The sequence below is a fragment of the Paenibacillus sp. FSL H7-0756 genome (genome assembly GCF_038006765.1).
Lineage (GTDB): Bacteria > Bacillota > Bacilli > Paenibacillales > Paenibacillaceae > Paenibacillus_AQ.
This window is the reverse complement of sequence record NZ_JBBOVT010000001.1, coordinates 3,588,329-3,603,739: the sequence shown is the minus strand read 5'-3', so window position 1 is coordinate 3,603,739 and position 15,411 is coordinate 3,588,329. Positions and strand designations below refer to the sequence as shown.

Sequence of the window (15,411 nt, the reverse complement as noted above, 5' to 3'; positions counted from 1 at the left end):
AGCGTGGAGTCTCTCTTGAATGTTCTAAATATAACATCGGTGTGTTTATAATTCCAAGATATGATTTCTATAGGGTTTATAGGTTATACTTATAAACAGATGATCTACTCATTAAAGGAGCTTATGTATGGAACTTAGACAATTGCAATACACGCTGCAGATTGCTGCAGAACGGAATTTCTCCCGCGCGGCGGAGAAGCTTCACATCGCCCAGCCCTCGCTCAGCCAGCAGCTGTCGAAGCTGGAGAAGGAGCTTGGCGTGCTGCTCTTCCAGCGTAATACCAGCTCGGTGGAGCTGACCTATGCCGGTGAGAAATTCGTTGAACAGGCTCAGGGGATCATCGATGCCGTGGAACTGCTGCGGCAGGAGATGTCCGATATCTCCCAGCTGCGCACAGGACGCGTAATGGTCGGCAGCATGCCGATTACCGGAGCACATCTGCTCCCGCATGTGCTGCCTGTATTCAAGAGCAAATATGCCGAGGTTGAAATCACCCTGCTGGAGGACTCATCCATGAATCTGGAGAAGCTGACAGCCAGCGGCCAGACCGATCTCAGCCTGCTCTCCCTGCCGCTCGAAATTCCGACCCTGGCCTACGAGGTGCTCGGTGAGGAGCGGATCGATCTTGCCGTTCCGCCGGGACATCTGTTAGCCGGACGGGAACCGCAGGGCATCCGTACCAGCCTGGCCGAGCTTAAGGATGAACCATTTATCGTTCTCAAGGAAGGCCAAGGCTTCCGTAAAATGACTGTAGAATTATGCCGCCAGGCCGGATTTGAGCCGCGGATTGTTTTCGAGAGCAATAATATGGAGACAGTCCAGTCGCTGGTTGCAGCCGGGATGGGCGTTACCCTTGTGCCCCACTTTATTGCACGCGCTGCCAGGAGTGAATTCGTACCGGTCTACCTTCCGCTGGCTGAGCCGGTGCCGGGCCGGACGCTGGTCATTGCCTACCGGCGCGGACGTTATTTGTCCCGTGCAGCCGAAGCTTTTATCGAGACCTTCAAGGCAACCGTGGCCGGTCTAACCGATAGCTAGCCCTAACAAGCGAGCGGCGGCGCTCTCATCCACAGGTCCTCTGCCCCATAGGATAAACATAAATCGTGCTGCCTGCGCTGCATGAAAAAATTTGTCTGCGGCTCTTTGCAAACCCTGCTGCCCCATGGTATCCTAAGTGACAAATAGTGAAACGTGCTGACGGGACCAGTAAGAATTGGCGTATATTCGTGTGCAGAGAGTAGATTCCTGAAGGCTGGGAGAATCTACCGCGGATGACCATTCTGAATCCTACCCCTGAGCGGCCTGCCATGCAGGACGGAGACTCCCGTTATGAGAATGAAGTCGGATGAACCCTCATCAATGAAGGTGGTACCGCGGAAGTTAATCAAGCTTTCGTCCTTTGCTAAGTCTAAGGATGGGGGCTTTTTGTCATTTTCGGGCGTTACAGGCATTTCAATTTGAGAGGAAAGTGAAAGACAATGACGTCAAGAATTGTGGTCAAAATCGGCAGCAGCTCGCTCACGGGTCCCGAAGGCGGCCTCAATCGTGAGGCAGTCTCCTTCTTCGCAGCCGAGATTGCTGCGCTCCGCGAGGACGGCTGTGAAGTGCTGCTGGTCACCTCCGGGGCGGTCGCAGCGGGATTCCGGGGCATCGGCTATGCTACCCGGCCAAGGCTGCTGCATGAGAAACAGGCGGCGGCGGCAGTAGGACAGGTTATGCTGATGCAGGCTTATCAGGAGGCCTTCGCAGGCCACGGTATACCCACTGCTCAGATTCTTCTGACCCGTACAGACTTCTGCAGCCGCCGGGCCATGAACAACGCTTTGATGACGGTGGAAGAATTGCTCCGCCAAGGCGCCGTGCCCGTGTTCAACGAGAACGATACCGTATCGGTGGATGAGCTGAAGTTCGGTGACAACGATACCTTATCGGCGCTGGTTGCCAATCTGCTAAAGGCCTCGCACCTGCTGGTATTGACGGATATGGACGGCGTCTACAGCGGCGATCCCCGCAAGCATCCGGAAGCTGTACGGTATGAGCACATCGAAGAAATTACGCCTGAGATCTACGCCATTGCAGGCGGTGCAGGCTCAAGCGTAGGAACTGGCGGCATGCGCTCCAAGATCGATGCGGCCAAGATTGCCACGCGGGGCGGCGTTCCGGTCTTCGTGGGCCAGGTTAAGGAGCCGGGGGATTTATCACAGGCCGCAGCCGGAACGGGCAAAGGTACTTATTTTGCCACCACCCTCTCTTCTCTGCCGGTCAAAAAGCAATGGCTGGGCTTCATGTCCACCCCGCTCGGATCACTGTATGTCGATGACGGTGCTGTTGAAGCGCTGCTTCACGGAGGCCATAGCCTGCTGCCAGTCGGGGTTAGACGTATTGAAGGAAGCTTTCATTCAGGGGATGTCGTCGAAGTACTCGGCCCGGATGGGCAGCTGCTTGGACGGGGTATCGTCAATTACGATGACACCCAGCTCCGCAGCATTCAGGGGCTTCCCAGCCGCGAGATTGTGCCCAAGCTTGGTGAAGTACACCGGCTGGAGGTTATCCACCGGGACGAATGGATCACGCTTCGTTAATTTACGAAACCTATTGTGTCTCCCTATGCCAACATAACTTTTATTAGGAGGAATTGCCATGAGTGAAGTGGTTAACAAGACGACGCTGGCCAAAGCAACCACAGGGGTACTCGCTAGCTTGACTACCGCCCAGAAGAATGAAGCCCTGCTGGTGATGGCTGCTGCTCTGCGCGCCGAAGCTGATTACATTATTGCCGCCAACGCCGAAGACCTGGAGCGCGGCCGGCTGAACGGGACACCGGAGTCGATGCTCGACCGGCTGGCCCTGGATGCGGGCAGGATTGACAGCATAGCCGAAGGCTTGCAGCAGATTGCCGAACTGCCCGATCCGGTTGGAGACAATCTGGAGACGATAGAACGGCCGAACGGCCTGCACATCGAGAAGGTTCGGGTTCCCCTTGGGGTGATTGGCATTATCTATGAAGCACGCCCCAACGTCACCGTTGACGCTGCCGGACTGTGCCTCAAGACCGGCAATGCTGTGGTGCTGCGCGGCGGTTCCTCCGCTCTATCCTCCAACCGTGCCATCACCGAGGTGCTGCACCGCGCACTTGCGGGTACCGCCCTTCCGCCGGATGCCTTGCAGCTGATCGAAGATCCTAACCGCTCCTCCGTGGATGAAATGCTGAAGCTGAACGGACTGCTGGATGTCATCATCCCGCGCGGAGGAAGCTCTCTGATTCAGAATGTGGTTCTGAATGCCACCGTACCGGTTATTGAAACAGGGGCAGGCATATGCCATACTTATCTGGATGCGAGTGCCAGTCCGGAAATGGCCCGGCGCATTAGCGTGAATGCGAAGGCCCAGCGGCCTTCGGTCTGCAATTCAATGGAGACACTGCTGGTGCACCGTGCTTATGCTGAAGAACATCTCGCCGCACTTGCTGAAGCCTTCCGCGAGGCTCGTGTGGAGCTGCGCGGGTGCCAGGATACCGTTGCTCTTATTCCTTGGGCTGTGCCTGCCACGCCGGAGGACTTCGCTACAGAATACAACGATTACATTCTCAATATTCGTATCGTGGACACGCTGGAACAGGCTCTTGGGCATATCGCAGAGTTTGGAACCAAGCATTCCGAATGTATTGTGACTGAAGACACGGCGAATGCTGAACGCTTCCTGCAGGAGGTTGACGCTGCGGCGGTGTACCACAACGCTTCTACCCGGTTCACGGACGGCTTTGAATTCGGCTTTGGCGCCGAGATCGGGATCAGCACCCAGAAGCTCCATGCCCGCGGGCCTATGGGACTGCCTGCACTCACTTCAAGCAAATATATGATTCACGGCTCCGGCCAAATCAGAGGTTAACTCACTCAACTTATAGGGGGACTGCCAGCCATGTGCCAGCAACCAGCAATTCCGCTCATCAATCATAATATTGTTTTTTATGGCGCAGGCTCGATGGCCGAGGCCATTGTTCGGGGATTAATCGCCCGGAATGTAGTGGAATCGGGCCGGATTATCATGCTGAACCGCAGCAGCAGCGAGCGCCTCGCTGAACTCCGCAGCCGTTACGGCGTGCTCGGCTATAACGCTCCCGAGTCCAAGCTTGAGGCTCTGCGCTCTGCGCCGGTCATTGTTCTAGCCATGAAGCCCAAAGACGCTTCCGAAGCGCTCCGTTCACTCGGGCCGCTGCTGTCGCCGGATCAGCTCGTCATCTCCGTGATTGCCGGGCTGACCATCCGTACGATGCAAGGCTTACTGGGTAATCCGCAGCCTGTGGTCCGCACCATGCCGAATACCTCCAGCTCCATCGGCCTCGGGGCTACCGGGATTGCCTTCTCCAAGGAGGTTGGCGAAGAGAGCCGCCGTACAGCGCTTAATATCTTCGAAGCGGTTGGCCTGACGGCTGTCATTGACGAAGAACGGATGGAGACCTTAACCGGGATCTCCGGCAGCGGACCGGCTTATATCTACTACATGATGGAAGCAATGATCGCTGCAGGTATACGCGGAGGGCTGCCGCTTGAGCAGAGCCGTGAGCTGACTGTCCAGACCGTGCTCGGCGCAGCCCGTATGGTGCAGCAGACCGGTGAAGAGCCTGCCGCCCTGCGCAAGAAGGTCACCTCGCCGAATGGCTCTACCCAGGCGGCCATTGAAGTGCTGGAGCGCGGCGATTTCTTCGAGACCGTCATTTCCGCCGTCAACCGCTGTGCGGAACGTTCACGCGAGATGGGCTCAGCTTTGGAGCAGGAGCTGCACTAATTATTGATTACTTTTCACAACTTCTTAATGCAGAACATAACAGCCCGCAGTTCCTTCCATGTGAAGGGACTGCGGGCTGTATGCTGCCAGTGGCGAAATCAGGTGCATTTATACCCTTCATTTTGCTCATCAAGCCACTTTTACGGAAATCAGGTGCATTTATACCCTTCATTTTGCCCATCGAGCCACTTTTACGGAAATCAGGTGCATTTATACCCTTCATTTTCCTCATTAAGCCACTTTTACGGAAATCAGGTGCATTTATACACCCTTTATCTTCTTATTTAACACACTTTTCTTGGTTTCAGGAGCACTTCTGCTCCTCACCCCCGCTCCCCGCCCACTTTCAGCTAACTCCCAATCCTAAGTAACAAAAGAAAAAAAAGTGCCCCTTAAGCCACATACATGACTTAAGGGACACCTTTACCGGCCGGGCCTTGCCCTGGACCGGTATATATCTACCCCGCTCCGCTCATCTGCCGCCGCCCCGGAATTTCTGGGAATAGGCTTTGACATCCTGGGCATTCTTCACCCGGTTGCGGGCCCACTCCAGCAGAATGCGGTCAATGTAACGGAAATGAACCTTTCCTGCAAAGACCGACTCCTTCAGTGCGAGCAGAATCAGCTCTTCGGGATAGCGGTCTTCATCCACCCAGCCGGAAATAGATTCACATTCCATGGGGGATAGCGGACGCCCGAATTCCTTCTCGAAAATGCTGAACAGACTACGTCCGTCCTCTGACTCCTTGGCACCCGGCACAGCCGGGCGGCCATAGCCGCCGTCCGGTGCGGTAGCCCCGGAGTGATGAGCTACTGCCCGGGCCCCCGGCTCCCGCCCGCTCCGGCTGGGCTTCTCCTGGGCAGTCTCCCGTGAGAGTTCTGCCAGATAAGCTCCCAGCTTGGCGTATAGGCCGGAGAAGTTATAGCGCTCATAATGAATGTCTCTCAGCTCGTCGTTTTCTCCGTCGATACTGATGAAACCTTCCTTCATAAGCTTCTGCAGCTCTCCGGCAATCACCGGAATACTGCGCCCGGTTACTGCCTGCAGCTCCTCCAGGGAAGGGAAGTCTATTCCCTCCACCTGTCTGAAGGAGAGCAGATGAATCAGCAGCATGGACTCGCTGCCGCTCAGATTCAGCTTCCGGTAATATTTCAGGAGTGCATAAGGAATGACGGCCATTCCGTTCTCCAGGCCGAAGGCTACGCCCTCGCCCCAGGTATTCCAACCTTTTCCGTCCATACTTAAGCCCCCTTTCCCTATTCTTTAAGGGTAAAGACGGTACAGTGTACGAGGGAAGGCAATGGTCTCACGGACATGGTCCAGACCGCAGATCCAGGCTACTGTACGCTCCAGCCCCAGACCGAAGCCGGAGTGTGGAACTGTGCCATAGGTGCGCAGATCCATATACCATTTGTAGGTATCCATCGACAGGTTATGTTCCTTAAAGCGGGCCTCCAGCAGTGCCGGATCGTCAATACGTTGTGATCCGCCAATGATCTCCCCGTAGCCTTCAGGAGCGATCATATCCGCGCACAGCACCACTTCAGGACGATCAGGATGCGGCTTCATATAGAAAGCCTTGAAGGAAGCCGGATAGTGGGTAATAAAGACGGGTCTGTCGCTCATCTCCGCAATCGCCGTTTCATGAGGAGCCCCGAAATCATCGCCCCAAGCAATTTCATAGCCCTTTTCATTTAGGAACTTAATCGCATCGTCATAGCTGATACGCGGGAATGGTGCTTTGATGTTCTCAAGCTTCGAGACATCACGGCCCACCGCTTCCAGCTCGGCGCGGCAATTCGTCAGCACGGACTGCACGACGAAGCTGATGAAATCCTCCTGCACGCACAGGCTCTCTTCATGATCTGTGAAGGCCATTTCCGGCTCAATCATCCAGAACTCGATCAAGTGGCGGCGGGTCTTGGATTTCTCTGCACGGAAGGTAGGCCCAAACGAATAGACGCGTCCCAGAGCCATGGCTGCTGCTTCCATATACAGCTGTCCGCTTTGGGTAAGATAGGCGTCCTCTTCGAAGTACTTGGTGTGGAACAGGTTGGTCGTGCCTTCTGCTGACGTAGGTGTCAGGATCGGCGGGTCCACCTTCGTGAAGCCGCGCTCATTGAAGAACTGTTGAACCGCGCGGATAATCTCCGCACGAATAACCATTACCGCCCGCTGCTTGGAGGAACGCAGCCAGAGGTGACGGTGATCCATCAGGAAGTCGACGCCATGCTCCTTAGGTGTGATTGGATAATTCTCGGTAAGATGCAGAACTTCAATGCCTGTAACCGTCAGCTCGTAGCCAGATTGGCTGCGGGGCTCCTCACGGATGATTCCGGTAACATACAGTGAGCTCTCCTGGGTGAGGCTCTTGGCATCATCCCAGACCTGCTCAGGGACTTCTGATTTCACCACAACGCCCTGGATATAACCGGTACCGTCGCGAAGCTGCAGGAACTGAATTTTACCGCTGGAGCGCTTGTTGTTGACCCAACATCCGATGACAACACTCTCTCCGACATGCTCATTCACGTTCTTGATTACACTTTTGTTAGCCATGCCTACTATCTCTCCTCTAATTTAGCCGTTAACTCCTTGCACAATACGATAAGTATCGCGCGCGATCACAAGCTCTTCGTTCGTTGGAACCACAAGCACCTGTACCTTGGAATTGGCTGTAGAGATACGCCGCGGATCACCCGAACGGACCTTGTTGGCTTCTGTATCCAGTTCAATTCCGAGGAACGTAAGATTGTTCAGTACTTTTTCACGCAGCAGGGAAGCATTCTCGCCTACACCAGCGGTGAATACAATTACGTCTACCCCATTCATGGCTGCTGCATAAGAACCGATATATTTACGCAGACGATACTCGTACATTTCAAAAGCAAGCGTCGAATTAGGCTCGCCTTTCTCCGCACCGTCAATAATATCACGCATGTCACTGCTCACGCCAGAGATGGCCAGAAGTCCGCTGTGCTTGTTCAGCATGGAGTTCACTTCACCGACGGACAGCTCTTCCTTGTTCATCACATAAGGGACAATTGCCGGGTCAAGGTCTCCACTGCGGGTACCCATCATCAGGCCTTCCAGCGGAGTCATCCCCATCGAAGTGTCAACTGATATTCCTCCGTCCACTGCAGTTACACTGGCACCGTTGCCGATGTGGCAGGTGATAATCTTGAGGTCCTGAAGCGGACGGTCCAGATACTCTGCAGCAGCCTTGCTGACGAAATCATGGGAGGTTCCGTGCGCGCCATAACGGCGTACTTTGTATTTGTTGTAAAGCACTCTCGGAATGGCATACATATAAGCCTTCTCAGGCATAGTCTGGTGGAAGGCGGTGTCGAATACAACGACCTGCGGCACACCGGGCATATTATTCTCGGATGCGGTAATCCCCATCATCGCAGCCGGGTTATGCAGCGGCGCAAGGTCGAACAGCTGGCGGATCTTGGTCTTCGCATCGGCATCGACCAGCGCGGAGGATTTGAAGAATTCCCCCCCGTGCACTACACGGTGGCCCACAGCGTTAATCTCATCGGTGGATGCGATAACGCCATGCTCTTTGTCTGTCAGACAGGCAAGCACTTTGCGGATGGCCGTATTGTGCTCCAGAATTTCGCTGACTTCAGTAACTTCCTGTTTGCCGGTCGGCTTGTGATTCAGAATGGAGGAATCCATACCGATACGTTCTACCAGGCCTTTGGCGAGTACAGATTCATCTGTCATATTGTACAACTGGTATTTCAATGAGGAACTGCCGGAGTTAATTACTAAGATATTCATATACGGTCACCATCCTTGTCATACTTGAAGAAGCCTTCGCCCGATTTCGCACCCAGTTGTCCTGCACGTACCATCTTCTTGAGGATTGTCGAAGGACGGTACTTGAGCTCGCCGTATTCACGGAACATGTTCTCAAGTGCGGCAAGAACGGAATCCAGACCGAAACGGTCTGCCATTTCAAGCGGCCCGTTCTGGAACTGGTAGCCGATGCGCATAGCGTCATCAATATCTTCAGGAGATGCAACCCCTTCCTGGAGCACATGCATAGCCTCGTTAATGAACAGGCAAATGAGGCGTGAAGATACAAATCCGGGGGATTCGTAGATCATAACGCCTTTTTTCTCTACAATCTCATCGACAAAGGCTTTGGTATCTTCAAATGTGCTGTCCGAGGTTTTCAGACCGCGCACGATTTCAACCAGATCCACCTTACCTACAGGGTGTATGAAGTGCATGCCGATAACGCGTTCCGGATACATTGTAGAGCTTGCAAGCTCAGTCAAGCTAAGCGTTGACGTATTGCTGGCAAGAATAATGTGGCTCGGACACACCTGATCGAGCTGATTGAATACCTTTTGCTTCGCTTCCAGATCTTCAACGATAGTCTCAATGACCATATCGCATGAGCTCAGTTCAGCGAAGTGTGTAACCTTCTGGATGCGGGCCAGGATCAGCTTTTTCTCCGCCTGGGTAATCGCCCATTTCTCCAGTTGCTTGTCGAGACTGGTCTCGATCATTTCGTAGGAGTAGTTCAGCCGTTCTGCAGTTTTTTCCACCAGCATGACATCCAGGCCTTTGGCTGCCAGCATTTCAGCAATCCCTTGTCCCATTGTGCCTCCGCCGATGACACCGATCTTCTTAAAATTCATGTAAAAGTCTCCATCCTTTCAGGTATCTATACTTCTGTATTGTACCTTGTCTGTCGAAAAAAATAAGTAGCCCGACATATAATGATATCTTAGCATGTCTGAAAAGTAAAAAAAAATAACCGGCATAAAGAATTATGCCGGTAAAAGGACACTGTCACGAAATTGACAACGAAATTGCTCTCCGGAGAGAACTTCTTCCTTCATTAAAATGTCAAGAGAGTAATCAAATATATTTCTCTGCTGCTCCAGCAGGTCCTTCGTACGAATCATCAGATCATCCAGTATTTTACTGTTTTCCTTCATTAGCTCTTCGGTGGTAACCATTTGCAGATTCGCAATGCCGAGCGAGGTGAGCCCGGACTTCATCATGGTCTCAACAATATTAAGCGCCTGGTCGAAATCACCGCGGGAACCGGTACTGCGTCCGCCGTAATACATCTCTTCCGCAGCCGCTCCGCCCAGGGCAATCATAATCTGATGCTCCAGATAGTCCTTCGTATACAGATATTGTTCGGTCTGCGGATTATGCCGAACATAACCGAGTGCTTGTCCGCGCGGGGTCAGTGTGACCTGACTAACGCTTCCGGGACGCAGCAGCTCAGCCATAATAGCATGTCCAAGCTCATGGATCGCTACCCGCTTCTTCTCTTCATGGTTGGTCTCACGGTCGGTCTTCTCGCCCATCATGACCTTGTCGATCGCCATCGACAGATGACGCTGCTCTACCAGGGTCAGATTCTCGCGCATCATGTAGATCGCGGCTTCGTTCATGACGCTCTCCAGCTGCGCACCCGAGAAGCCGTAAGCTTCTTCGGCGATTTTATCCAGATCAACGGTGTCATGCAGCGGCTTGTTCTTGGCATGCAGGTCGAGAATCGACTTGCGGCCCTTCTTGTCAGGCATATCGACCTGAATGTGTCGGTCAAAACGGCCCGGACGCAGCAGCGCAGAATCAAGCATCTCCTTGCGGTTCGTTGCGGCTACCAGCAGAATGCGCGGGGTATCATTGTTATAAATCCCGTCCATCTCCGTCAGCAGCTGATTGAGCGTCTGATCATATTCTCGCTGCTGTCCGCCTTCGCGCTTCCCGCCGATAACGTCAATTTCATCGATGAAAATAATGGCGCTTTGCTTATTCTCCTTGAGCGCGCGCGTACGGGCATCCTTGAACAAATCGCGTACGCGTCCCGCACCCACACCGACATACATCTCAACGAATTCACTGCCTGAGGCAGCTACGAATACAGAGTTAGTATAATGTGCCGCAGCCTTGGCCATCAGCGTCTTCCCGGTTCCCGGAGGGCCTGTAAGCAGAATTCCCTTGAGCGGGCGAATCCCGAACTTGCTGATTTCTTCATGCCGGATCAGGAAGTCCAGCGCTTCACGCAGCTCCTGCTTGGCATTGTCCTGTCCGCCGATCTCTTCAAAGGTAAGCTTGGACGGGCCGTTCTTCTTGCGCTTCTTATCTGCACCTGCATTGACGGCCAGACCGCCGCGCGCATGGGCAATGAACAGGAGAGCGGCAACCATACCAAGTGCTATGATTACAGGGAAGATATTAATCCCCACAAAAGCCATAAAAATCAGCATGACCGGAACGAATCCGGCTACAACCTCTTTCCAGTACTTAGGCATTGTTCCACACTCCCATCTTGGCTGCTGCACGCGGCAGTATGATAAATTTGCTCTCAGTGCCGTTGCTCAGGCTCACGTACACATTATTGTCGTCAATCTCTGTGGCGGCTGTAACCCCGCTGTACTTGCTGTCCTGCTCCTTCAGCCCATCCAACTTCGCTGGTATCAATGTATACTTCCGGCTCTCCATCGCTTCCGCTACAGAGAACATTGCTTTATCCCAATACTCATCCAGCAGCTCACTCGGCTTCTGTTCCACATCCAGCTTCAGGGTCCTGCCGTCAATAGCAGTGCTGCCTTCTCTCGATACGTACTGCACCAGCTCACGTAATTTCGTGCCCGGCTGCAAATCCAGTTTCAAAGTGACCTCATTGCGTTTAATAGTAATATGGGAATCCTTCACTCCCTCGTAGGATGATACCAGCTTCTGCAGCGGCTCCTGCACCGCGAATTGACGGTAAGAATACCAGCCACCAAACAATAATGCAGCAGACAGCAGAGACGTTAGCAGCACAGGCATAAGACGCAGTTTCAAGAAACGTCCTCCTCTCAATAATGACCGAGCATAACTCTATAATAAAGACCATCCAGCGTGTCTAGCGCCCATCCGAGACTGACATGCTCTTAAGCATGTCTTAATACAAGTAGTAGTATATCACAGGTGTATATACGATTTTACATAAAGTTGTGAATATATTTAAAATTTTTGATTCTAATTTCTGGATGTTTCATACGGCATGAAAAAACGGCAGCTCAGATTCATAGCCTGAAATGCCGCTGATACATTCATATTCCGGTGTCCCCTATATCCGGCTAAGACCAATTTCAGCCATCATATATTCCGCAAAATCAGTTAAAAGCTCCAGTTCATAGCCTTCGGCAACGGCCGCGCCGCTATATTCCATCAGACAACGTATCAGCAGCCCATGATAGCGTTCCGGCAAATGCTGCAGTCCCCACTCCCCGCCTTCCTTCCTGGAAGAGACATGACCTTCCTGCACATAGTAGAGCACCCTGCATAGATTTAGTGTGTAATAGAGTGGAGCATTCCCAATATTCTCCTGCGCATCATCGATATCCCTGATAATGGAATCCAGATAGTACCTCTGGTCTACCGGCGCAAAGGCCTCGCGGATCGGCTCCCCGTACAAGATAAACCCGCGATGGTAGACTACTGCAAAATGTGCCGCCAGATCAGCATCCTCAAAGCCGGCGCACAGATAATTCTCATTGGTTCTATACCGCTCTAAATGAGCTTCTGAAAAGTGAAATTCAAATGGCGTAGGATACACAAAGTTGTGCAGGTATGTCTTCAGGACGATAGACAGTTCAATTCCGCGCTTATTCGGCAGACTGTCATGAAAGGTTACGATACGACCGGCAAGTCTATGACTGACCTCTGCTGGCAGCTTGTCCTCTACGACAATGAGCAGATCAATATCGCTTGAATCCGGTTGAAAACAACCCATGGCCAGGGAGCCGTGCAGATAAATCCCCGACAGATTATCCCCCAGCTCTTCCTTAAATAAATCCACCGCCTGATCCAAATATGCTAAAACTTCCAATTTATTCTTCCTCCTTGAGAGACATATATGCATGTTGGCGATAGCATTCGAAGTACACACTTCGTATATCAATTTGAGTATAATCATCGATGTATCTCAAACCATACATCTCCATTAAGCCACAGTTCCGCGTCTGCCACTAGTCCAAGAACGGTTCCAGAATATTTTCGACATGATGGATACAAAAAAACGGAAGAACAGATAATCTGTTCCCCCGCAATTTAGTTCTGCCGCTGAGTCCTTAGCTTAGCGGTTCGGCAGACTGTACCCCTCACCGATGGCGCTGCCATCCTTGAAGCGGTAGAAGTTGTAATAGAATCGCCCGTCTTTTTTGTAAAATAGCTGCCAGGCATATTCCCCGTTGTATACACCGGGCAGCAGCCGTTCGATCTTCACGTCCGGCAGCTGATCGGCTATGATTCCGCGCATTTTCTCCTCTGAGGTGCCTTTGCTCAGCTCTTCAGCATACAGGCCGTTGTCGCCACCGGCAGGCTTGCCCTCCAAGGTGAAACGGACCCACACCATCAGATCGGTCCCGGCTTCGTTTTTGCCGGTTAGCACCCAGTAGATCTCATTCTCATTCCAGACGGATTTCTGAGCCTTGGTTACCTCCGTTAGTCCGGCACGCGCCCGGGCCAGCTCCTTGGCCTCACTCCGCTCGTTCCACTGGTCCTTCATAATGTAGGCATAGAACTGGCTTAGTCCGAACAGAAGGAGCAGCACCACGGTAATCCCCAGCCAGATCCATTTTCTCCTCTTCTTCTTCACCACGCTGCTTCCTTTCCCGTTCCCCTGAATTACCGTTTAAGCAGGCTCTCGAACGTCTCCTGTGCTTTGCGGCGGATGGCTTCTTCATCAAGTGTCAGGCATTGTCCATGCTTCACAACCTGCTGGCCGTTCACCCATACATGCTCTACATCCTTGGCGCTGGCCGAATAGACGGCATGGGAGAGCAGATCGGTATGCGGGAGCATATGCGGCTGGTCAATATCAAGTGCGATGAAGTCGGCCTTCATCCCTGCTGCAAGCCGTCCTACCCCGCTCAGGAAAATAGACTGTGCCCCGTACTCCGTGGCCATCAGAAGCGCCTCAGGAGCCGGTACGGCTGTAGGATCACCGCTTACGCCCTTATGGATCAGAGCCGCCAGCCTCATCTCTTCAAACATATCCAGATTGTTGTTGCTTGCTGCACTGTCTGTACCCAAAGAGACCTTAACCCCGGCTCGCAGCAGCTCAGGAACACGCGCAACACCGCTCGCCAGCTTCAGGTTACTGCCTGGGTTATGCGACACACCAACGTTATGGCGGGCCAGAATTCCAATCTCCTCATCGTTCAGATGAACGCCGTGGGCAATGAGCGAAGGACGGGTGAACATGCCGAGCTTCTCCAGATGCGCGACCGGACGAAGACCGTAGTCGGCCACGTTCTGCTCCACTTCATGGCGCGTCTCGGACATATGGGTATGCATCGGCAGATCCAGATCATGCGCAGCCTGCACAAACTTCATGAAAAACTCTGGAGGACAGGTATACGGGGCATGCGGCGAGAGCATGGTCGTAATTCTGCCGTCAGCCTTGCCATGCCAGTTACGGGCAAAAGCAACGGCCTCAGCGAGCTTCGCTTGCTGTACCTCTGCCGGACACAGCCCAATCACGCCGCGCATCAGCACCGCCCGAATACCGGATTGCTCCGTCACTTCCGCTACCCGGTCCATATGATCATACATATCGAGGAAGGTGGTTGTGCCGCCCTTCAGCATTTCCAGTACGGACAATGAGGTTCCCCAATATACATCATCACCAGTGAATTTCTCTTCCATCGGCCACATCTTTTCCTGCAGCCACGTCTGAAGCACCATATCGTCGCCGTATCCGCGCAGCAGTGACATGGCAGTATGTCCATGGGTGTTGACCAGACCAGGCATAAACAGCAGACGGCTGCCGTCTACGACCTGAGCGCCATCGTCCACTACCGGCTCAGCTTCACCTATGTAAGTAATCAGATCATTCTCAAGGGTCATATACCCGCTTAGAACCGGCTTATCGCTGCCCGGAACCAGAAAGTGCCCGTTCTTGATTATCGTGATCTTACTGCTCATCTTCAGTTTCATCCTTTCCATCATGCAAATAATAGGCCAGGCTCTGCAGATCTGTGGTGAAATCTGCGGCATGAATCCGGATATTGGCAGGCGTCTTGAGAATAACCGGTGCGAAGTTCAGAATCGCCTCGATGCCGGAGTCCACAAGAATATCAGCTACATTCTGGGCTTCGCTGTCAGGTACGGTAATAATCCCGATCCGGATGCCCTGCGAGCGGATGGTGCTGCTTAGCTCCTCCATCGGCTGCACAACCAGCGAGTTGATCTGCTGGCCCACCTTTGGCGGGTAAGCATCGAAGATCGCAGTAATCTTCATCGTATCCTTCAAGTAAGCGTTGTAGTTAGATAAGGCATGACCGAGATTACCGGCTCCAACCAGTGCAACATTAATTTGCTGGTCAAGCTTCAGGATATGGCGGATCTTCTCAATCAGATAGGATACATCATAGCCGATGCCCTTCCGGCCGAAGTCACCGAAATAAGCCAAATCCTTACGGATCTGGGCGGGATTCAGATCAAGCTTCTGGCCCAGCTCCTGAGAAGAGACTGTGGAGATTTCACGTTTTTGGAGATCGTTCAGGAAACGCAGGTACACTGGGAGCCTGCGCACGACGGCCTCCGATATTTTATCCGATTTCATGTATTCTCCTCCTTAAAAGTTGTGTTA

Annotated in this window: 14 protein-coding genes; 4 read left to right on the top strand and 10 right to left on the bottom strand. The window is 52.9% G+C overall.

Translation table 11 applies throughout. The features are described 5' to 3' along the window. Positions 1-127 precede the first annotated feature (127 nt). The 4 genes from NST04_RS15800 (at position 128) to proC (ending at position 4,786) form a co-directional block, all read left to right on the top strand. A complete protein-coding gene (locus NST04_RS15800; protein WP_341185007.1) occupies positions 128-1,039 on the top strand; it encodes a LysR family transcriptional regulator in 912 nt (303 codons plus the stop codon). A 440-nt stretch (positions 1,040-1,479) separates the two neighbouring features. Continuing rightward, positions 1,480-2,583 carry a glutamate 5-kinase gene (proB, locus tag NST04_RS15795; RefSeq protein ID WP_341185006.1) on the top strand — a complete coding sequence of 368 codons (1,104 nt, stop codon included), beginning with the start codon at positions 1,480-1,482 and terminating at the stop codon, positions 2,581-2,583. A gap of 58 nt (positions 2,584-2,641) precedes the next feature. Beyond that, positions 2,642-3,889: a glutamate-5-semialdehyde dehydrogenase gene (locus tag NST04_RS15790; RefSeq protein ID WP_341185005.1), complete on the top strand. Its 1,248-nt coding sequence runs from the start codon at positions 2,642-2,644 to the stop codon at positions 3,887-3,889. Between the two features lie 30 nt (positions 3,890-3,919). After that, complete coding sequence (gene proC / locus NST04_RS15785) at positions 3,920-4,786, top strand: pyrroline-5-carboxylate reductase (RefSeq protein ID WP_341185004.1); 867 nt, start codon at positions 3,920-3,922, stop codon at positions 4,784-4,786. A 472-nt stretch (positions 4,787-5,258) separates the two neighbouring features. Here proC and NST04_RS15780 read toward each other — a convergent pair whose 3' ends face one another. The 10 genes from NST04_RS15780 to NST04_RS15735 form a co-directional block, all read right to left on the bottom strand. Further along, positions 5,259-6,026 carry a DnaD domain-containing protein gene (locus NST04_RS15780; protein WP_341185003.1) on the bottom strand — a complete coding sequence of 256 codons (768 nt, stop codon included), beginning with the start codon at positions 6,024-6,026 and terminating at the stop codon, positions 5,259-5,261. Positions 6,027-6,050: 24 nt separating this feature from the next. Further along, the gene (asnS, locus tag NST04_RS15775) at positions 6,051-7,346 is read right to left on the bottom strand and encodes an asparagine--tRNA ligase (protein WP_341185002.1); all 1,296 of its coding nucleotides are present in this window, start codon (positions 7,344-7,346) and stop codon (positions 6,051-6,053) included. A gap of 21 nt (positions 7,347-7,367) precedes the next feature. Then, the gene (locus NST04_RS15770) at positions 7,368-8,576 is read right to left on the bottom strand and encodes an acetate/propionate family kinase (RefSeq protein ID WP_341185001.1); all 1,209 of its coding nucleotides are present in this window, start codon (positions 8,574-8,576) and stop codon (positions 7,368-7,370) included. Next, positions 8,573-9,445, bottom strand: a complete 873-nt coding sequence (locus NST04_RS15765) for a 3-hydroxyacyl-CoA dehydrogenase family protein (protein ID WP_036698052.1) — start codon at positions 9,443-9,445, stop codon at positions 8,573-8,575. Before NST04_RS15765 ends, NST04_RS15770 begins: the two co-directional genes overlap by 4 nt. Before the next feature lie 132 nt (positions 9,446-9,577). Next, positions 9,578-11,080 (bottom strand): AAA family ATPase, encoded by a 1,503-nt coding sequence (locus tag NST04_RS15760; RefSeq protein ID WP_341185000.1) that lies wholly within the window; start codon positions 11,078-11,080, stop codon positions 9,578-9,580. Then, entirely contained in the window at positions 11,073-11,615 is a 543-nt protein-coding gene (locus NST04_RS15755) for a hypothetical protein (RefSeq protein ID WP_341018397.1), read from the bottom strand. The genes NST04_RS15760 and NST04_RS15755 overlap by 8 nt, the downstream gene beginning before the upstream one ends. A gap of 268 nt (positions 11,616-11,883) precedes the next feature. Next, a complete protein-coding gene (locus tag NST04_RS15750; RefSeq protein ID WP_341184999.1) occupies positions 11,884-12,645 on the bottom strand; it encodes an aminoglycoside adenylyltransferase domain-containing protein in 762 nt (253 codons plus the stop codon). Positions 12,646-12,891: 246 nt separating this feature from the next. Further along, positions 12,892-13,413, bottom strand: a complete 522-nt coding sequence (locus NST04_RS15745) for a cell wall elongation regulator TseB-like domain-containing protein (protein WP_341184998.1) — start codon at positions 13,411-13,413, stop codon at positions 12,892-12,894. A gap of 29 nt (positions 13,414-13,442) precedes the next feature. Then, a complete protein-coding gene (locus NST04_RS15740; RefSeq protein WP_341184997.1) occupies positions 13,443-14,744 on the bottom strand; it encodes an amidohydrolase in 1,302 nt (433 codons plus the stop codon). Further along, positions 14,734-15,384, bottom strand: a complete 651-nt coding sequence (locus tag NST04_RS15735) for a redox-sensing transcriptional repressor Rex (protein ID WP_341184996.1) — start codon at positions 15,382-15,384, stop codon at positions 14,734-14,736. Before NST04_RS15735 ends, NST04_RS15740 begins: the two co-directional genes overlap by 11 nt. Positions 15,385-15,411 lie beyond the last annotated feature (27 nt).

Bases quoted from the DNA above. Each gene is read 5' to 3' on its own strand.
- NST04_RS15800 (WP_341185007.1), top strand. From the start codon at position 128: ATGGAACTTAGACAATTGCAATACACGCTGCAGATTGCTGCAGAACGG.
- proB (WP_341185006.1), top strand. From the start codon at position 1,480: ATGACGTCAAGAATTGTGGTCAAAATCGGCAGCAGCTCGCTCACGGGT.
- NST04_RS15790 (WP_341185005.1), top strand. From the start codon at position 2,642: ATGAGTGAAGTGGTTAACAAGACGACGCTGGCCAAAGCAACCACAGGG.
- proC (WP_341185004.1), top strand. From the start codon at position 3,920: ATGTGCCAGCAACCAGCAATTCCGCTCATCAATCATAATATTGTTTTT.
- NST04_RS15780 (WP_341185003.1), bottom strand. From the start codon at position 6,026: ATGGACGGAAAAGGTTGGAATACCTGGGGCGAGGGCGTAGCCTTCGGC.
- asnS (WP_341185002.1), bottom strand. From the start codon at position 7,346: ATGGCTAACAAAAGTGTAATCAAGAACGTGAATGAGCATGTCGGAGAG.
- NST04_RS15770 (WP_341185001.1), bottom strand. From the start codon at position 8,576: ATGAATATCTTAGTAATTAACTCCGGCAGTTCCTCATTGAAATACCAG.
- NST04_RS15765 (WP_036698052.1), bottom strand. From the start codon at position 9,445: ATGAATTTTAAGAAGATCGGTGTCATCGGCGGAGGCACAATGGGACAA.
- NST04_RS15760 (WP_341185000.1), bottom strand. From the start codon at position 11,080: ATGCCTAAGTACTGGAAAGAGGTTGTAGCCGGATTCGTTCCGGTCATG.
- NST04_RS15740 (WP_341184997.1), bottom strand. From the start codon at position 14,744: ATGAGCAGTAAGATCACGATAATCAAGAACGGGCACTTTCTGGTTCCG.
- NST04_RS15735 (WP_341184996.1), bottom strand. From the start codon at position 15,384: ATGAAATCGGATAAAATATCGGAGGCCGTCGTGCGCAGGCTCCCAGTG.